Genomic DNA, 15,695 nt, shown 5'->3' with positions numbered 1-15,695 from the left:
GCGACAGCGTGTAGCGCCCCGCGCTGTCCGGCCGCGTGGTGTACACGAGCGAATCGGCAATGCGCATGGCATCCACCCGCCCGTCCTGCGGCACCTGCCCCGTGATGCGGTCCGTCACCCGGCCCGCGGCGCGCGTGGCGGGGATGGCCGGCCCGGTGCTGAACACCAGGCGGTATCCCTCGCGCGTGGCGTTGTTGAAGCGGTCCCGCAGCCCCGGCGCCACCTCCACCTGGTAGATGGTCCCCGGCTGCCAGCCGCGGCGGGGCTGCACGCGGATCTCGTCGCCCTCCTTGTCCACGGCCGTGGGGCCGCGGCGCGGGCTGAGCGTGACGGCCTCCTCCACCCCCTGCTCCGACAGGCCCTCGCTGAACACGAAGACGGCCGGGCCCGTCCACCCCTGCAGCACGGCGTTGGTGTCGGGCCGCGTGGCTACCAGCCGGGGCGCGATGGAGTCCGTGGGCCCGCCCGTGGGCGCCTCGATGTGCGCGCACGCCCCCGCCAGCAGCACGGCGGCCGCGGCGCCCAGGGCGCGGAGGACGCGCATCGTCAAGCCGCGCCCTCCAGCGCCGCCAGCTTGTCGGCCAGCTTGCCCCGCTGCTCGCGGAACGACGCCAGCTTGTCGCGCTCGTACGCCACCACGTTCTCCGGGGCGCGCGCCACGAACGACTCGTTGGACAGCTTCTTCTCGCCACCCGCGATCTGCCCGTCGATGCGCGTGATCTCCTCGCGCAGGCGGGCCCGCTCGCGGTCCAGGTCGATCACGCCGGCCAGGGGGATGAACACCTCCGTCCCCGAGCGCAGCACGGCGCTGGCCCCGATCTCCCCGTTGGCCCCGCCGAACGACAATTCCTCCACGCGGGCCAGGTCGCGCAGGGCGCGGCGGCTGGCCTCCATGGTCGCCACGGCCTCGTCGCTCCCGGCGATGCGCACGGGCACGCGGGCAGCCGGCTGGATGCCGTACTCGGAGCGGATGCCCCGCACGACCCCGATCACCTCCTGCAGCTCGGCGATGGCGCGCTCGGCCGCCTCGTCCTCCCAGTCGGCCCGGGGCTCGGGCCAGCGCGCCACCATCAGCGCGTCGCCGGCGCCGGCCGCGCGGGGCAGCTTTTGCCACACCGTCTCGGTGATGAAGGGCATCACCGGGTGCAGCAGCCGCAGCGCCGTGTCCAGCGCCTCGGCCAGGGTGGCCTGCGCCGCCCGGCGGCTCGCGTCGCCCATGTCGCCGCGCAGGCGGGGCTTTACCAGCTCCAGGTACCAGTCGGCCAGCTCGCCCCAGAAGAACTCGTAGGCGCGGATGGCGCAGTCCTGCAGGCGGAACCGCTCGAACGCGTCCGTCACCTCGCGCACGGCCCGCGTCATCCGCGACAGGATCCAGCGGTCCATGGGCTCCAGGTCCGCCCGCACCTCGTCCACGGGGATGCGCGGGTCGTCGCCCAGGTTCATGAGGGCGAAGCGGCCGGCGTTCCACAGCTTGTTGGCGAAGTTGCGGCCGGGGCCGAACGTCTCTTCCAGGTTCTCGTAGTTGAGGAACTGGTCCGTGGCCGCGCCGCTGCCGCTGATGACCGTGTAGCGCAGCGCGTCGGCGCCAAAGCGCTCCTTGACCACCAGCGGGTCGATGCCGTTGCCCAGCGACTTGGACATCTTGCGCCCGATGTGGTCGCGCACGGTGCCCGTGAAGTACACGTCCGTGAACGGGATCTGCCCGCGGAACTCCATACCCGCCATCACCATCCGGGCCACCCAGAAGAACAGGATCTCCGGCGCCGTCACCAGCGTGTGGCCCGGGTAGAAGGCGCGCAGGTCCTCCGTCTCCTCCGGCCAGCCCAGCGTGCTGAACGGCCACAGCCACGAGCTGAACCAGGTATCCAGCACGTCCGGGTCCTGCTCCAGCGACCCGCCGCCGCACTTCGGACAGCTCGTGGGGTCCTCGCGCGCCACGATCGTCTCGCCGCAGCCCTCGGCCTGGCAGTACCACACGGGAATGCGGTGGCCCCACCACAGCTGCCGGCTGATGCACCAGTCCCGGATGTTCTCCATCCAGTGCTCGTAGATCTTGCCGAAGCGCTCGGGGTGAAAGCGCAGCTCGCCGTCGCGCCACACCTGCAGGGCGGGCTCGGCCAGCGGCTTCATCTTCACGAACCACTGCTCGCTCAGCCGCGGCTCCACCACGGTGTCGCAGCGGTAGCAGTGCGGCACGGCGTGCGTGTGCTCTTCCACGCGCTCCAGCAGCCCCAGCTCCTCGAACGCGTGGACGACGGCGCGGCGGGCCTCGAAGCGGTCCATGCCGCGGAAGGCCTCGGGCGCCTCGTCGTTCATCATGGCGTCCGGCGTCATCACGTTCAGCGCCGGCAGGCCCGTGCGCTGGGCCACGTCAAAGTCGTTGGGGTCGTGCGCGGGCGTCATCTTCACCGCGCCCGAGCCGAACTCCGGGTCCACGTACGTGTCCGCCACCACGGGGATGCGCCGGCCCGTGAGCGGCAGGTCGATCTCCCTGCCCACCAGCGCGGCGAACCGCGCATCGTCCGGGTGCACGGCCACGCCCGTGTCGCCCAGCATGGTCTCGGGACGCGTCGTGGCCACCACCAGGTACGGGCGGCCGTCGGGAAGGCGCGGCAGGCCGGGCGCGTCCACGCCTTCCGCGAGCGGATAGCGCAGGTGGTACAGCTTGCCCTGCGTCTCCTCGCCCTCCGACTCCTCGTCGCTCAGCGCGGTCAGGCAGCGCGGGCACCAGTTGATGATGCGGTGGCCGCGGTACACGAGCCCCTTTTCGTGCAGGCGCACGAACACCTCGCGCACGGCCGTGGACAGCGCGGGGTCCAGGGTGAAGCGCGTGCGGCTCCAGTCCAGCGAACAGCCGATGGCGCGCAGCTGCTCCAGGATCTTGCCGCCCGTCTCGTCCACGAACTCCCACACGCGCTCCACGAAGGCCTCGCGGCCCAGGTCGTAGCGCGTCCTGCCCTCCTTGGCCAGCAGGCGCTCCACCACGTTCTGCGTGGCGATGCCGGCGTGGTCCGTCCCGGGCAGCCACAGCGCCTCGCGGCCCTGCATGCGCCGCTGGCGGATGAGGGTGTCCTGGATGGAGTTGTTGAGCCCGTGCCCCATGTGCAGCACGGCCGTGACGTTGGGCGGGGGGATGACGATGACGTACGGCGCGCGGTCGCTGTTTGCGTCGGCGCGGAAGTACCCCTGCTCTTCCCACCAGCGGTAGAGCGAGTCTTCGTTCTCCTGCGGGCTGTACTGCGGCGGAAGCGGCTCGGCCATCCTCGTCTATCTCCCAATGTCGGGGCGGATGAGACGCCGCCCCGTGTCGCTCGTGCGGAAACGCGGAACCTACCCGAAGGTAGCAGGTCGGTCAAGCCGATGTTTTCGCGCGGACGCGGGATTTCGCGCGGAAGCGGACTGCCGGGGGTCGGGCGGGAGTTCCTGCGCGGGCGGGGACCCCAACCGCGGGGGACAGGGAACAGGTTTCAGGGGACAGCCCGCAACGGCGGCTCCTCGCTGTTCGGGTCCCGGCGCGGACGCCGCCGGCCCTCCGCCGAAAAAACAACACCTCCCCCGCGCCAGCGGGGGAGGTCGCGAGTCGACGAGCGGAAGGGGGGCTTTCGCGCGGGCTTCCCCCTTCCGGCGATACGCTCGGTCGGTGATGCGGATCCGCCCGGCTCAGGTGCCGGGCGCGACGTCCGAAACCCGCACCGTGTCCTGCGCCGTCACGCCGGCGGAGACGGTGCCGCGGAAGCGGTGCCAGCCATCCGCGCCCACGTCCACGTGGATCGCGAACGTCTCCGCGTCCATCCACTCCACGAAGTTCATCGCCGCGTCCGTCGCCGGGACGGGCACGGACATCGTCCGCACGAGGACGGGACCGCGCACGTCGCGGCGCACCATCCCCCACGCCACGCCGTGCTCCGTGTCGTACGCCACGTAGGCGAGGTGCCGGCCGTCCGGCGAGAACGCGGGCAGGGTGAACAGGCGGTCGGCATCGTCCGGCAGCTCCATCCACCGCAGCCGTCGGCGCGCGGGGTCGTACGCGAACGCGGCGCGCAGGTCCGGGCCGTCCCACGCGAAGCCCAGCACGCGCCCATCCGGCAGCACGACGGGCTCCGCCGCCGTCAGCACGTCCGCGAGAGTGTCGGCGCCGGCCGGTGTGCGCACCTCCACGTGGGGCAGCCAGCCGTCCTCCAGCTCCGTGGAGAAGGGGACGGAATCCACCAGCGCCACCCGCACGGTCCCGGGCGCCGGCGCCGGTCCGCCGCGCACACCCGGCGCGCAGGCAGCGGCGGAGAGCAGTGCGAGGGCGATGCAGACGGCCAGCTTCACGGCGCCCGCTCGATGGGCGTGCGGGCTTCCAGGTTGGCCTCCACGTCCGCGCGGGTGCGCCAGATGGGCCGCATCCGCTTCTCCGCGATGAGCCGAAGCTGGTCGCCCGCGTGGGGGTTGCCGGGCTGCGTGGCGTTGCCGTAGCTCAGCACCACCTGCCCGCGCGGGCCGTCGCGCGTGAACTCCACCGCGGCCACGTACGTGTCGCCGAAGACGGCCTGTCCCGCGTCGCCCTGCTGCGCGTAGGAGATGACGTGGAACACGCCCAGGGGGTCGCCCGGCGCGCCCGTGCCGGGGAACGTGCCGATGCGGTTGAGCTGGCCCCAGGGCGCGTCCATCCCGCCCATCCGCGTCCGCATCAGCTCCGCCACCTGCTCCAGCGCCGCCACGGCCGCCGCGGGGTCCGCCAGCCCGTCCGGCGTGTTGATGGGGTCGGACGGGCTCCACGGCCGCGCGAACCCGCGCCCCGTCTCGGGAATCCCCTCGAACATCCGGTACGCCCACAGCATGAAGAGCATGGCCCCGCGGCTGTCCGGCTCCGCCGCGCGGTCCCAGCGCTCCAGCACGTCCGCCGCCTGCAGGGCCAGCGGCCGGCCCGACGCGCGCGCGGCGGGGATCAGGTCGTCCAGCACGCGGTCCGCCAGCAGCATGTGGCTGTCGTGCCGCATGGCCAGCAGCTCGTCGAAGGTGATGCTGCTGTCCGCCGCCAGCATGTGCAGCGCGCGCTGCTCGCGGAACGCCACCCACCGCGGCGCCAGGTACGCCGGGTAGCGCGCCGTGTCCAGCGGCGTGGGCCGCGTGGCGAACCAGGGCGGCGAGTTGGAGTTCTGCACGAACCCGCTCCTGGGGTCCACGATGCGCGGCAGGTCGTCGTACGCGTGCACCCCGCGCCACAGCGTGGCCGACGTGTCGCCGCGGACAAAGCCCTGCGCCTGCGCGAACGACGTCTGTCCCCGCACGGGCACGCGGCCGTTGAACAGGTAGAGGATGTGCCCCGCGCGGTCCGCGTAGATCACGTTGAACATGCTCACCTGCAGCCGGCGGACGACGTTCTCGAACTCCGCCAGCGACCGCGCGCGGCCCATGTCCCACCACTGGCGCAGCATGCCGTGCTGGTCCAGGCCCTGCACCGCCACGGCGCGCGCCGTCGTGTCGTTTCCGCCGATGACGGGGCCGTGCACGCTGCTGTGGACGGTGAACGTCTCCGTCTTGAGGCTTCCGTCCGACTGGCGGATGCGGATGCTGTCCGCGCGCGTCTCGAACGGGCGCACGGCGCCGTCCATCCGGTATCCGCCGTCCGCCAGCCGCAGGGTGAACACGTCCAGCCCGTCGATGGTGTTCACCGTGTGCGACCACCCCAGCCGGTCGTTGAAGCCGATGGCGATCACGGGGAATCCGATGAGCGTCGTCCCCGACAGGTCCATCCCGGGGCCCACGAGGTGCGCCTCCGTGAAGCGCATCAGGTCCTCGTTCCAGGGCAGGTGCGGGTTGGCCAGCAGCATGGCGTTGCCCGACGCGGACCGGTGCGGCGCGATGGCCCACGCGTTGGAGCCGGGCCGCGCGCCCGTCGGCAGGCCGTCCATGCCCACGGGGGGCGGGTTGCCGCCGGTGATGGACAGGAAGGTGAACATCAGCCGGTGCCCGTGCGCCACGAGGTCCGCACCCGTCACGGGGAGGACGGCCTCCACGGAATCGGCGATCCGCTCCGGGTGGGCGCGGGCATAGGCGTTGATGCCCTCGGCGAACGCGTCCAGGTAGCGCCGAAAGTCGGGCTCCTGCGCCTCGTAGCCTTCCCGGCCCGCGCCGGGGATGCCCATGGTGTGCACCAGCCGGTCGCTGGCGGCGTAACGTGGGCCCCAGTACTCGGCGCCGCGGCCCCGGGCCAGGCCGTACAGGCGCAGGATGGCGTCGCCGTGCAGCTGCGCCTGCGCGTAGCCGAACCCCCAGCCCACGTCTTCCGCCGTGCGGCCGTAGACGTGCGGCACGCCCCACGTGTCCCACAGGATCTCGGACTGGCCGGGCGCCGGCGTCTGCGGATCGGGCCCGGGCCGCGCGCCGCCGCCCGCGCCCGGCGCGCACGCGGCGAGAAGGAAGGGGATGCAGATCAGGCGAATGGCGCGCACGTCGGTCGCTCGGGCGTGGAGGGTGTGTCGGACTCGAAAAGACTCGGATTACGGTCAGAAACGTGGGGCGGACGGATCGTGCGGGATCGATCGCGCGGGACGGATGGACCACGCGGATCGTAGGGCGCCCCCCATCCCCGGCCCTTCCCCCATAAACTGCATGGGGGAAGGGAGAACTTCATCTCCGGGAGCGTGGCCCTCGCCGGCAGCAGCCCGCCCCTCCCCCGGCCCCTCCCCGCTCGTTCCTCGCGGAGAGGGGAGAATTTCATCGCGGAGGAGGTTGGCCCCGCGCAGAGGCCCCCTCCCGCTCGTCGACTCGCGACCTCCCCCGCTGCGCGGGTAGGTGATGTTGCCGCCTCGCCGAACCTCGCGCCGGGTCGCGGTACTCGCCCGCGCTGGACCAGTCCGCGCAGGCGGACTTCGCGAACTTCCAGCGGCGAATTCATTCGCTCGGCGAGGAGCCGGCGTCAAATCCGTAGAATCCGCCGAATCCGCCCTAGACCATCTCCGCGGCGCGGTCGGGGAGGCGGGGGGCGTCGGGATCGTCGGGAAAGCCCTTCTCCGCCGCGCGCATGAACGCCTCGACGACGTCGGGATCGAACTGCGTGCCCGCGTTGCGGCGGATCTCCGACAGGGCGTGCTCGTTGCTGCTGCCGTTGCGGTACGGGCGCGAGCTCACGATGGCGTCGAACGTGTCCACCACGGCCACGATGCGCCCCTGGAGCGAGATGTCCGCGCCGCGCAGGCCGTACGGGTAGCCGGAGCCGTCGTAGCGCTCCTGGTGGTGCAGCACGGCGGGCAGGCCGGGGCGCAGGAACGAGCTGCGCTCCATGATGGTGGCGCCGATCTCGGGATGGCGCTTCATCTCCTCGTACTCCTCGTACGTGAGCGGTGCCGGCTTCTTGAGCACCTGGTCGGGCACGCCGATCTTGCCCACGTCGTGCAGCAGCGCACCCACCCACAGGGCCCGCAGCTCCTCGCCCGTGAGCCCCATCTCGCGCCCCGTGGCCGTGGCGTAGCGGGCCACGCGCTCCACGTGCCCGCCCGTGTAGTCGTCGCGCGTCTCGATGGCCGTCGCGAGCGACCGGAGCGCATCCATCAGCAGCGTCTCGATCTGCCCCGCCTGCTCGGCAACCCGCTCTTCCAGGTGCTGCTGGTAGCTGCGGTTCTCGCGCAGCAGGCGGCGGTAGCTCACGGCCCGCTCGGCGGCCAGCTGCACCTCGGCTACGTGGAACGGCTTGACGAGGTAGTCGTCCGCCTGCAGCCGCAGGGCTTCCACGGCGTTCTCCACCGTCCCCGCGCCCGTGAGGATGATGAAGCCCACCGTGTCATCCACGGCGCGGACGCGGCGCAGCAGGTCCAGCCCGCCCATTCCCGGCATCTGCAGGTCGCTGAAGATGAGGTCCGCGCCGCCGGCCATGAACTGCCGCAGGGCATCGACCCCATCCTCCGCCTCGCGCACCGTGAACGACTCTTCGGCCAGCAGCGTGCGCAGGACGGCGCGGATGGACGCGTCGTCGTCCGCGACGATCACGCGAAGGGGACCCGTCACGGCGCCCCCGCGCCGAACGTGCCCACCTCCACCACCACGTCGTGGGCGATGCGCAGCCCGGCCCGCCCGCGCACGCTGAGCTCGGCGGAAGGCACGCGCGCCACCTCGGCCCCGTTGACGGCAAAGACGGTGGTGTCCGCCCCCACGCGCACCTCCAGCGCGTTGGGCCGCCCCTCGCCGTTCACGTCGCGGGCGATGCGCGGGTGCCGCGTCCAGTCGCGGACGACGGGCGTGGCCGCGCCCTCGCGGCGCTTGATGAGGTAGCTGCCGTCGCCGCGGACCAGGAAGTAGCTGTACGCCTGCCCGGTCTCCGCGCCCTCCAGCCCGCTGCCGCCAAAGACGATGCCGTAGCCCTCGTGCAGCCGGCCGGCGCGCTTGCGCAGCTCCGCGCGGACGGTGTACGGCGGCGCCAGCTCCGCCGCGCCCTCCTGCCACAGCAGCGTGTGGGGTCCCGTCTCCACCACGGACGGGGTGCCCAGGGTGAGCGAGACGCCCTGGGTGGGGTTGCTTTGCCACGACGAGACGGGCGCGGCCACGTCGGCCGGGGTGACGGCGCCGCCGGGGCGCAGGGCCGAGTCCACGGCGGGCGTGCCGGTGGCCACGCGCGGCTCGCCGCGGTCTCCGCAGGCGGCGGCGAGCACGAGCAGGGCGAGGGGCAGGGCTTTGTGCTGCATGATCGTCAAGGCTTCAGCGACTGCCGCAGGGCGTCCAGCGGCAGGTCACGGATGGGAATCTCCAGCGGCACCACGATCTCGGCCTGCGTTTGCGTGCGCAGCCGAAAGGTGTCGCGCAGGTGGATGGGCACCGTCTGGCGGATGGGGATCGTCGTCCGCACGGGCACATTCACCGTGCGGTTGCCGAACGGGGTGTTGAAGGGCAGCGTCACGACCGTGTTGATGGGAAGGGTCGTGTTGAGCCGCACCTCGTACCGCTCGTCCACGGGGATGTCGAAGTGCACGGGCATTCCCGCGGGGATGCGCACCTGGTACTTGAGCGTGGCGTCCTGCGTCTCCAGCCGGTCCAGGGCCCGGTTCACCATGGGCGACACCAGGCGCTCGGGGCGCATGAGCATGAACAGCAGCACGCCGTTGAGCGCCAGCGACAGCAGCGCGGCCGCGAGGGCGGCCGGGGCCAGCCAGCGGCGTCGGTCGGTGCGCGCGAGATCGGTCACGGGTTCTGCGGATGCCATGCGGGTCAGGACCGGCTGAACATAAGCGGCGCCGGGGCGGGTGGGAAAGTGTGTGCCGGGTCGGGATGCGGCGCGGCGGTGCGGGATTCGTGCCCGACACCGCAGGGAATAGGGAATAGGGAATAGGGAATAGCGGGATGGGACGCAGGGGGGCTCCGGGCGTGGGTGAGCAGGTCATCCCGTGACCAGGCCCACGCGGCCGATGCCGTTGCAGGCTATTCCCTATTCCCTATTCCCTATTCCCTGACGCTCCCGCTTGACACCCCGCCGTCCGCTCCCGACACTTCCACCCATGCACACCACCGACCGCCAGTACACGCCCGTCGTCGAAGACTACCTCAAGGCCGTCTGGATGCTGCAGCAGGTGGAATCGCCCGTTTCCACCTCGCGCATCGCGGAGCGCCTGGGGCTCACGGCCGCCGCCGTCACGGCCATGATCAAGCGCCTGGCCGAGCAGGGGCTGCTGCGCCACGAGCCCTACTACGGCGTGCGCCTGATGGCCGCCGGCGAGCTGGCCGCCCTGCGCATCATCCGCCGCCACCGCGTGCTGGAGCTGTTCCTGGTGGAAAAGCTCGGCTACGAGTGGGACCGCGTCCACGACGAGGCCGAGCGCCTGGAGCACGCCGCCAGCGACGAGCTCATCGAGCGCCTGGCCCGGCTGATGGGCGAGCCCGACCGCGACCCGCACGGCAGCGCCATCCCCACCGCCACGGGCGAGGTGGACACGGGCCCCTACCCCGCCCTGTGCGACCTGGAGCCCGGCGACACGCGCCAGGTGCTGGAGGTGCAGGTGCAGGAGGCCGACCAGTTGCGCTACCTGGGCTCGCTGAGCCTGCGCCCCGGCGCGCGCGTGCAGGTGGTGGAAAAGTCGCCCTTCGAGGGCCCCGTCTCCCTTTCCGTGAACGGCGCGCCCGCCGTCATCTCGCACTCGCTGGCCCAGCGCATCCGCGTGCGCGAAGCCCCGCCCGCCGACGCCGACGCGAACTCCTGACGCCCGACGGCCCGCACCCGCCCGTGACCGGTACGGGCGGATGCGGGCCGTTGTTTCCACCGCTGGAGATCCCGAAACGCCGTCTCCTCGTCGTTGCCGGCGATTCCCTGTCCCCCGCGGTCCAGTGGCCGGCGTTTTGCTCGCCTTGGCGCACGGGACCAACCCTTACGAACGAGCGGAACGATGAGCAGACTACTGAAGGTGATGCTGGGTGTGGCGGCCGTGGGCGTGGTGGCGATCGCCTTTCGGGATTCCTCGCGGGGCCGCTGGCTACGCCCGGCCCTGCCCGGCCGCGACGACGATGACGGCGACGTGCTGATCGCCGACGGCGAGGAGCCCGTGCTGGGCTACGACGGCATGGACCGCGACACGCTGCTGGACTGGCTGTCGGACGCGGACCTGGACCGCGACACGCTGCTGCGCATCCGGGCGTACGAGACGGCCAACCTGGGCCGCGAGCCCGTCCTGGACGCCGTCGACGACCTGCTCGACTGACCGCGCATCCGCCAATACAAGCGAACAGGCCGCCTCCCCTCGGGGAGACGGCCTCTCGTTCGTCATGCGGCCCGGCCTGCTCGTGGCGGACCCAGGATTTCCAGGTCGGCGGCCGCCAGCTCCATCTCGCGGGGGAAGTAGGTTTCCTCCAGCGTCCGGACGACGACCAGCTGGCGTCCTCCCACACCGATGAACCCGCGATCCTCCACGACCTCCGCATCCAGCTTCGCGCCGGGAAAATGGACGCGGACGCGGGTGCCGAGCTGCAGTCCTTCCGGTTCTCCGGCCTTTCGCGATCTGCTCATCAGGCTCACCAGGGTGCGACGTTGGTCTGACGCTTCAAATATGCAGCCATGATGCGGTCCAAGTCCACTGCAAGCCCGTGGCACGCCGCCCGCCATGCACGCACCTCCGACAGCGTCGGCTCCGTTCGGCCGTTGAGCACGGGTTTCCTGAAGTCGTTGTGCGCCACCGCGTTCCGCCAGTCGCAGAGGGCCTGCAGCTTTCTTTGCCGCGCGGCGTTGAGTTTTGCGCGGGAATGAAGCTCCCTCCAGACATCGATCCCGAGGTGCGCGAAATCCGCACCGATGTTGCCGGGGTTGGGATTGCCGATGTTGAGCTTGCGTCCTTCCGCGAATCGGGCGCGGAACACGGCCGCCACATGGGCCGGCGTTGTAGCGTTGACCAGGTGGTCTGCGCATTCCGAGTGCAGGTCGCGGCAGAATCGCTGAAAGTGCGAAGACAACAGCAGGACGTAGGCTTGCGTCAGCTGCTGTGCCGCGAAGCGCCCGGCACGCCCGCCACCAACCGCGCGATGCGCCGCTTCGATCTCGTTCAGCGCTCTGCGTCCGGTAGCACGCCATCGTAGCAGTGAACGCGAAGGCATTGGATTCGCGCGACCAGGGTCCGGGTTGTCAACCAGAACGGGAACAGCAAAAGAGAGCTTAAACAAGGACAGAGTGACGCGCAAGCCCCGCGCGTCACTTCGTCCATTTACCCCGCCAGGGCCTCGCGGACCAGGCGGTTGAGCTCCTTGCCGTCGAACCGGCCCTTGGCGCGGGGCATCACGGCCTTCATCACGCCGCCCACGTCCTTGGCGCCGCCCGCGATGGCCTCGGCGATAAAGCCGCGCACCTCGTCCTCGCCCAGGGCCGGCGGCAGGTAGGCCTGCAGCATCCCGCCCTCCTGCTCCTCCTTCTCGGCCAGCTCGGCGCGGTTGCCGGCGCGCATCTGCTCGGCGGCCTCGCGGCGGCGCTTGATGGCCGTCACCAGGAGCCCCCGCACGTCCTCGTCGCTCACGGGGCCGCCCTGGTCGATCTCCTTGTTCTTGATCTCGGCCAGGAACGTGGTGAGGGTGGTGGTGCGCAGCTTGTCGCGGTCCTTGCGCGCCTGCATGAGGTCGGCGCGCAACTGCTCCACGAGCGTCGGGTCCGGCATGATGGCTCTCGGTCGGTTGAAAACGGCGGTCGGTCTCGAAGCCGGGAATCTAACCGCGCGGAGGCGTTTGGCTCAACGGGCCACGAGGGAACAGGGAATAGCCTGCAACGGCCCTGCGGGGGACAGGGGACACGGGACAGCGGGCAACGGCTCTTTCCCGTCGAGCCGTTGCACGGTGCGGGGCAATCGTTTACCGTTGTGGCCAATCCCCATCCACTTCCGCGAAACCCGCGGCGCGCCGGCTCCGTATCACCGCGCGCGTCACCCGGGCAGGTCCGCCCCCACGGATCCCCGACGCAGGTCTCTCATCCCCAAGGGCGTATGAGCCACGCACTCCTGCTGGACGGCGTCTCCAAGAGCTATGCCGGCCACGCTGCGGTCAAGCACCTCAGCCTCACGGTGCCCACCGGCACCATCTACGGAATCCTGGGCCCCAACGGCGCGGGCAAGTCCACCACGCTGCGCATGGTGATGAACATCATCATCCGCGACGCGGGCACCATCCAGCTGCTGGGCGCCGACCCCGAGCGCGACCCGCGCGTGCTTTCGCGCGTGGGCTACCTGCCCGAGGAGCGGGGATTGTACAAGAAGATGTCGGTGATCGACGTCATCACCTTCTTCGCCGAGCTCAAGGGCGTGGCGCGGGCCACGGCCGTGCGCGAGGGCGAGCGGTGGCTGGAGCGCATGGGGCTGGCCGACTGGCGCAACGCCAAGGTGGAGACGCTCAGCAAGGGCATGCAGCAAAAGGTGCAGTTCATCGCCACCATCGTCCATGGCCCGGAGCTGCTGATCCTGGACGAGCCCCACTCCGGCCTGGACCCCGTGAACCAGGAGGTGCTGCGCGACACCATCCTGGACGCCCGCAAGGAAGGCCGCACCGTCATCTTCAGCACGCACAACATGGAGCAGGCGGAGCAGATGTGCGAGCACGTCTGCATCATCGCCGGCGGCGAAAAGGTGCTGGACGGCAACCTGCGCGACATTCGCCGCGCGCACCGCACCAACCACTACGCCCTGGCGTTCGACGAGGCCTCGGACGCGGCGAACCGATTCATGGCCACCTGGCCCGGCTTCGAGCGGGCGGACCGCATCCAGGACGCCTGGGAGGTGGAGCTCAAGCCCGACGCCGACCCGCGCGCCCTGGTCACGGCCGCCAACCAGCTGGACGTGGCGCTCTCCCGGTTCGAGCACGTGCAGCCCAGCCTTCACGAGATCTTCGTTCAGCGCGTGGGCGATGCCGCGCGTCCCCGTCGCCGCCCGGAGGTGGCCCATGCGTAACGTGCTGCTCATCATCCGCCGCGAGTTCCTGGAGCGCGTGCGCACCAAGGCGTTCATCCTGGGCACGGTGCTGTTTCCCGTGTTCATGATCGCCATGATCTTTCTCCCCGCTGTCATCAAGACGGGCGGCGGCGAGCGCACGCTGGTCCTCGTGGACCAGTCGCCCGGGGGGATCGGCGAGCGGGTGGCCCAGGCGCTGCAGGCGCCGCGCGACGACAAGAGCGCCATCCGCTACAAGGTGGAGCGCACGCAGGGCACGCTGGAAAGCCAGCGCGACGCGCTCAACGGCCGCGTGGAGCGCAAGGAGATCGACGGCTACCTCGTCGTGGGCCCGGACGTGCTGCAGAGCAACCAGGTGGCCTACCGCGCCCGCGACGTCACCAACCTCAAGGTGGTGGAGGACGTGCAGCAGGCCGTGACGGCCGTGGTGCAGCAGGAGCGGCTGCGCGACAGCGGGCTCACGGCGCCGCAGGTGGCCGCGCTCGTGCGCGACGTGCGCGTGGAGGCGGCGCGCATCACGGGCGAGGGCAAGGAGGGCGCGAACGTGTTCGCCACCCTCATCACGGCGTACGTCATCATGTTCCTGTTCCTGCAGATCATCACGCTGTACGGGCAGAACGCCATGCGCAGCGTGCTGGAGGAAAAGAACAACCGCATCGTGGAGGTCATCGTCAGCTCCGTGCGGCCCATGCAGCTGATGGCGGGCAAGGTGCTGGGGCTGGCGTCCGTGGCGCTGCTGCAGATCACCATCTGGGCGACCTTCGCGGCGCTGATCTCGTCGCAGCAGGCCATGCTCACGCGCAAGTTCGGGATGAGCGCGGGGGCGTTCGGCGCGCTCAAGCTGGCGCCGCAGGTGTGGGTCATCCTGCTGGTGTTCTTCACCCTGGGCTTCGTGCTGTACGCGGCCATGTACGCGGCCGCGGGCTCGGCCGTGACGAGCGAGCAGGAGGCGCAGCAGCTCACGCTGCCCATGATGCTGCCCCTGTTCGTGCCCATCATGTTCATCATGCCCATCCTCACGGACCCGCTGGGCAGCACGGCGCGCATGTTCTCGCTCATCCCCCTCACGTCGCCGCTGGTGATGCCGGTGCGCGCCGTGGCCACGGACGTCCCCGCGCTGGAGGTGGTGGCGTCGCTGGCGCTGCTGGTGGTGGGCACGGCGGCCGTGGTGTGGATCGCCGCCAAGATCTACCGCGTGGGCATCCTGAGCACGGGGAAGAAGCCCACGTTCGCGGAGCTCATCCGCTGGCTGCGGATGGCGTGAACGGCTGCTGAACGGCGGAACCGCGGGTTACAGGGGACAGGTTACAGGGGACAGCCTGCAACTGCGTCGGATTCGAAAGGAGGGGCGCGCCGGCATCCGGCGCGCCCCTCCTCGTCGCTTGTGGCCCGGGATGGATCCGGCTCCCAAGCGTGGATCAAAGGGGGCAACGGTGTACTCCGGCGACCGTCCCGGGCAGTCGGCGCGGGTGGACTTCGCGCCTTTCCAGCGGCGAATCATGCCGGTTGCGGATCCGAATCGGCATCGCGGCGCCCCAGCCCCGGCGAATGAATTCGCGGCTCTGACTGCGCGATGTCGGCCTTCGCCGACAGCTCCTGCCGCACACCAACGCTGTGCACACCGGCCGCGTTCGAGCTCTCGAGGCCTGCCCCGGTGCACGTGGCGCCGCCCGTGCTGGGGCAGTCCGCGCAGGCGGACTTCGTGCCTTTCCAGCGGCGAATTCATTCGCTCCGGCTGGGAGACGGCCTCACCGGATCAGACCCGCAATCGGCATCATTCGCTCCGGCTGGGGCGCTGCGACGTCCCGATCAGGTTCGTATCCGCACGCTCCCTCCGCGGAAACCCGCATCCGGCAGCGCCTGCGGCTCCGGCACCACGATGCACTCCGCGTACGCGCCGAACTGGGCGCCCACGATCACCCGCTCGCCGATCGTCCGCCCCTGGACGCCCGGGCCCAGTGCGTCGAGGGTGCCCGTCGCCTCCATTCCCGGCGTGTACGGCATGGGCGGCGCCCAGCCATAGAGCCCCTTCCGCGACAGCACCTCCGCGTAGTTGATGCCGATGGCGTCCACGCGCACGCGCACCTGCCCCGCGCCCGGCTCCGGATCGGGGACCTCGCGCACGCGCAGCACCTCCGGGCCGCCGTGCCGGTCCAGGACGATGGCCTTCATCGCCCGTCCGCCGCGTCCGCGCCCGCCTCGAGCCGACCGCCGCCCCTCACTTCCCTCCCATCCGTCACGCATCCTCCCGGGCTGGACCTTGCCGATGCCGATCCCCATCCGCCAACCGCGTGACCGCAGCTTGCGCGCCGT

The 15,695-nt window shown here is 71.1% G+C and carries 15 protein-coding genes; 4 read left to right on the top strand and 11 right to left on the bottom strand.

Translation table 11 applies throughout. The features are described 5' to 3' along the window. The 7 genes from VFZ20_RS04190 to VFZ20_RS04160 all read right to left on the bottom strand — a co-directional run. Nucleotides 1-544 (bottom strand): Ig-like domain-containing protein (locus VFZ20_RS04190; RefSeq protein WP_329682576.1); only part of this gene is annotated, 544 nt, incomplete at its 3' end. A 2-nt stretch (nucleotides 545-546) separates the two neighbouring features. Beyond that, nucleotides 547-3,261 (bottom strand): valine--tRNA ligase, encoded by a 2,715-nt coding sequence (locus tag VFZ20_RS04185; RefSeq protein WP_329682575.1) that lies wholly within the window; start codon nucleotides 3,259-3,261, stop codon nucleotides 547-549. A 399-nt stretch (nucleotides 3,262-3,660) separates the two neighbouring features. Continuing rightward, nucleotides 3,661-4,317: a hypothetical protein gene (locus tag VFZ20_RS04180; protein ID WP_329682574.1), complete on the bottom strand. Its 657-nt coding sequence runs from the start codon at nucleotides 4,315-4,317 to the stop codon at nucleotides 3,661-3,663. Further along, the gene (locus VFZ20_RS04175) at nucleotides 4,314-6,440 is read right to left on the bottom strand and encodes an acylase (RefSeq protein WP_329682573.1); all 2,127 of its coding nucleotides are present in this window, start codon (nucleotides 6,438-6,440) and stop codon (nucleotides 4,314-4,316) included. Before VFZ20_RS04175 ends, VFZ20_RS04180 begins: the two co-directional genes overlap by 4 nt. A gap of 496 nt (nucleotides 6,441-6,936) precedes the next feature. Further along, the gene (locus tag VFZ20_RS04170) at nucleotides 6,937-7,992 is read right to left on the bottom strand and encodes an HD-GYP domain-containing protein (RefSeq protein ID WP_329682572.1); all 1,056 of its coding nucleotides are present in this window, start codon (nucleotides 7,990-7,992) and stop codon (nucleotides 6,937-6,939) included. After that, nucleotides 7,989-8,666: a hypothetical protein gene (locus tag VFZ20_RS04165; protein ID WP_329682571.1), complete on the bottom strand. Its 678-nt coding sequence runs from the start codon at nucleotides 8,664-8,666 to the stop codon at nucleotides 7,989-7,991. Before VFZ20_RS04165 ends, VFZ20_RS04170 begins: the two co-directional genes overlap by 4 nt. A gap of 5 nt (nucleotides 8,667-8,671) precedes the next feature. Next, a complete protein-coding gene (locus VFZ20_RS04160) occupies nucleotides 8,672-9,181 on the bottom strand; it encodes a hypothetical protein (RefSeq protein ID WP_329682570.1) in 510 nt (169 codons plus the stop codon). A 292-nt stretch (nucleotides 9,182-9,473) separates the two neighbouring features. Here VFZ20_RS04160 and VFZ20_RS04155 point away from each other — a divergent pair, with 292 nt between their 5' ends. Both VFZ20_RS04155 and VFZ20_RS04150 read left to right on the top strand, forming a co-directional pair. Then, a complete protein-coding gene (locus tag VFZ20_RS04155; RefSeq protein ID WP_329682569.1) occupies nucleotides 9,474-10,172 on the top strand; it encodes a metal-dependent transcriptional regulator in 699 nt (232 codons plus the stop codon). A gap of 183 nt (nucleotides 10,173-10,355) precedes the next feature. Beyond that, a complete protein-coding gene (locus VFZ20_RS04150) occupies nucleotides 10,356-10,667 on the top strand; it encodes a hypothetical protein (protein ID WP_329682568.1) in 312 nt (103 codons plus the stop codon). Nucleotides 10,668-10,729: 62 nt separating this feature from the next. Here VFZ20_RS04150 and VFZ20_RS04145 read toward each other — a convergent pair whose 3' ends face one another. From VFZ20_RS04145 to VFZ20_RS04135, 3 genes are read right to left on the bottom strand one after another with little or no spacing between them, the layout of a single operon-like run. After that, nucleotides 10,730-10,981: a hypothetical protein gene (locus VFZ20_RS04145; RefSeq protein WP_329682567.1), complete on the bottom strand. Its 252-nt coding sequence runs from the start codon at nucleotides 10,979-10,981 to the stop codon at nucleotides 10,730-10,732. Next, nucleotides 10,978-11,637: a hypothetical protein gene (locus VFZ20_RS04140; protein WP_329682566.1), complete on the bottom strand. Its 660-nt coding sequence runs from the start codon at nucleotides 11,635-11,637 to the stop codon at nucleotides 10,978-10,980. Before VFZ20_RS04140 ends, VFZ20_RS04145 begins: the two co-directional genes overlap by 4 nt. A gap of 23 nt (nucleotides 11,638-11,660) precedes the next feature. Next, complete coding sequence (locus VFZ20_RS04135; RefSeq protein WP_329682565.1) at nucleotides 11,661-12,104, bottom strand: GatB/YqeY domain-containing protein; 444 nt, start codon at nucleotides 12,102-12,104, stop codon at nucleotides 11,661-11,663. A gap of 321 nt (nucleotides 12,105-12,425) precedes the next feature. On the opposite strand from VFZ20_RS04135, the gene VFZ20_RS04130 reads away from it, so the two are divergent. Together VFZ20_RS04130 and VFZ20_RS04125 are read left to right on the top strand one after the other, a co-directional pair. Then, nucleotides 12,426-13,382, top strand: coding sequence for an ABC transporter ATP-binding protein (locus VFZ20_RS04130; protein WP_329682564.1), 957 nt, complete (start codon nucleotides 12,426-12,428; stop codon nucleotides 13,380-13,382). Continuing rightward, nucleotides 13,375-14,646, top strand: coding sequence for an ABC transporter permease (locus tag VFZ20_RS04125; protein WP_329682563.1), 1,272 nt, complete (start codon nucleotides 13,375-13,377; stop codon nucleotides 14,644-14,646). The genes VFZ20_RS04130 and VFZ20_RS04125 overlap by 8 nt, the downstream gene beginning before the upstream one ends. Before the next feature lie 545 nt (nucleotides 14,647-15,191). Here the strand turns inward: VFZ20_RS04125 and VFZ20_RS04120 are convergent. Next, the gene (locus VFZ20_RS04120) at nucleotides 15,192-15,554 is read right to left on the bottom strand and encodes a quinone oxidoreductase family protein (protein WP_329682562.1); all 363 of its coding nucleotides are present in this window, start codon (nucleotides 15,552-15,554) and stop codon (nucleotides 15,192-15,194) included. Between the last annotated feature and the right edge of the window lie 141 nt (nucleotides 15,555-15,695).

The organism is Longimicrobium sp., assembly GCF_036280135.1.
Taxonomy (GTDB): Bacteria; Gemmatimonadota; Gemmatimonadetes; order Longimicrobiales; family Longimicrobiaceae; genus Longimicrobium.
Note: the sequence above shows the minus strand (reverse complement) of the source record. Positions and strands in the feature narration are given on the sequence as shown.

Bases quoted from the DNA above. Each gene is read 5' to 3' on its own strand.
- VFZ20_RS04150 (WP_329682568.1), top strand. From the start codon at position 10,356: ATGAGCAGACTACTGAAGGTGATGCTGGGTGTGGCGGCCGTGGGCGTG.
- VFZ20_RS04165 (WP_329682571.1), bottom strand. From the start codon at position 8,666: ATGCAGCACAAAGCCCTGCCCCTCGCCCTGCTCGTGCTCGCCGCCGCC.
- VFZ20_RS04120 (WP_329682562.1), bottom strand. From the start codon at position 15,554: ATGAAGGCCATCGTCCTGGACCGGCACGGCGGCCCGGAGGTGCTGCGC.
- VFZ20_RS04130 (WP_329682564.1), top strand. From the start codon at position 12,426: ATGAGCCACGCACTCCTGCTGGACGGCGTCTCCAAGAGCTATGCCGGC.
- VFZ20_RS04185 (WP_329682575.1), bottom strand. From the start codon at position 3,261: ATGGCCGAGCCGCTTCCGCCGCAGTACAGCCCGCAGGAGAACGAAGAC.
- VFZ20_RS04160 (WP_329682570.1), bottom strand. From the start codon at position 9,181: ATGGCATCCGCAGAACCCGTGACCGATCTCGCGCGCACCGACCGACGC.
- VFZ20_RS04155 (WP_329682569.1), top strand. From the start codon at position 9,474: ATGCACACCACCGACCGCCAGTACACGCCCGTCGTCGAAGACTACCTC.
- VFZ20_RS04135 (WP_329682565.1), bottom strand. From the start codon at position 12,104: ATGCCGGACCCGACGCTCGTGGAGCAGTTGCGCGCCGACCTCATGCAG.
- VFZ20_RS04125 (WP_329682563.1), top strand. From the start codon at position 13,375: ATGCGTAACGTGCTGCTCATCATCCGCCGCGAGTTCCTGGAGCGCGTG.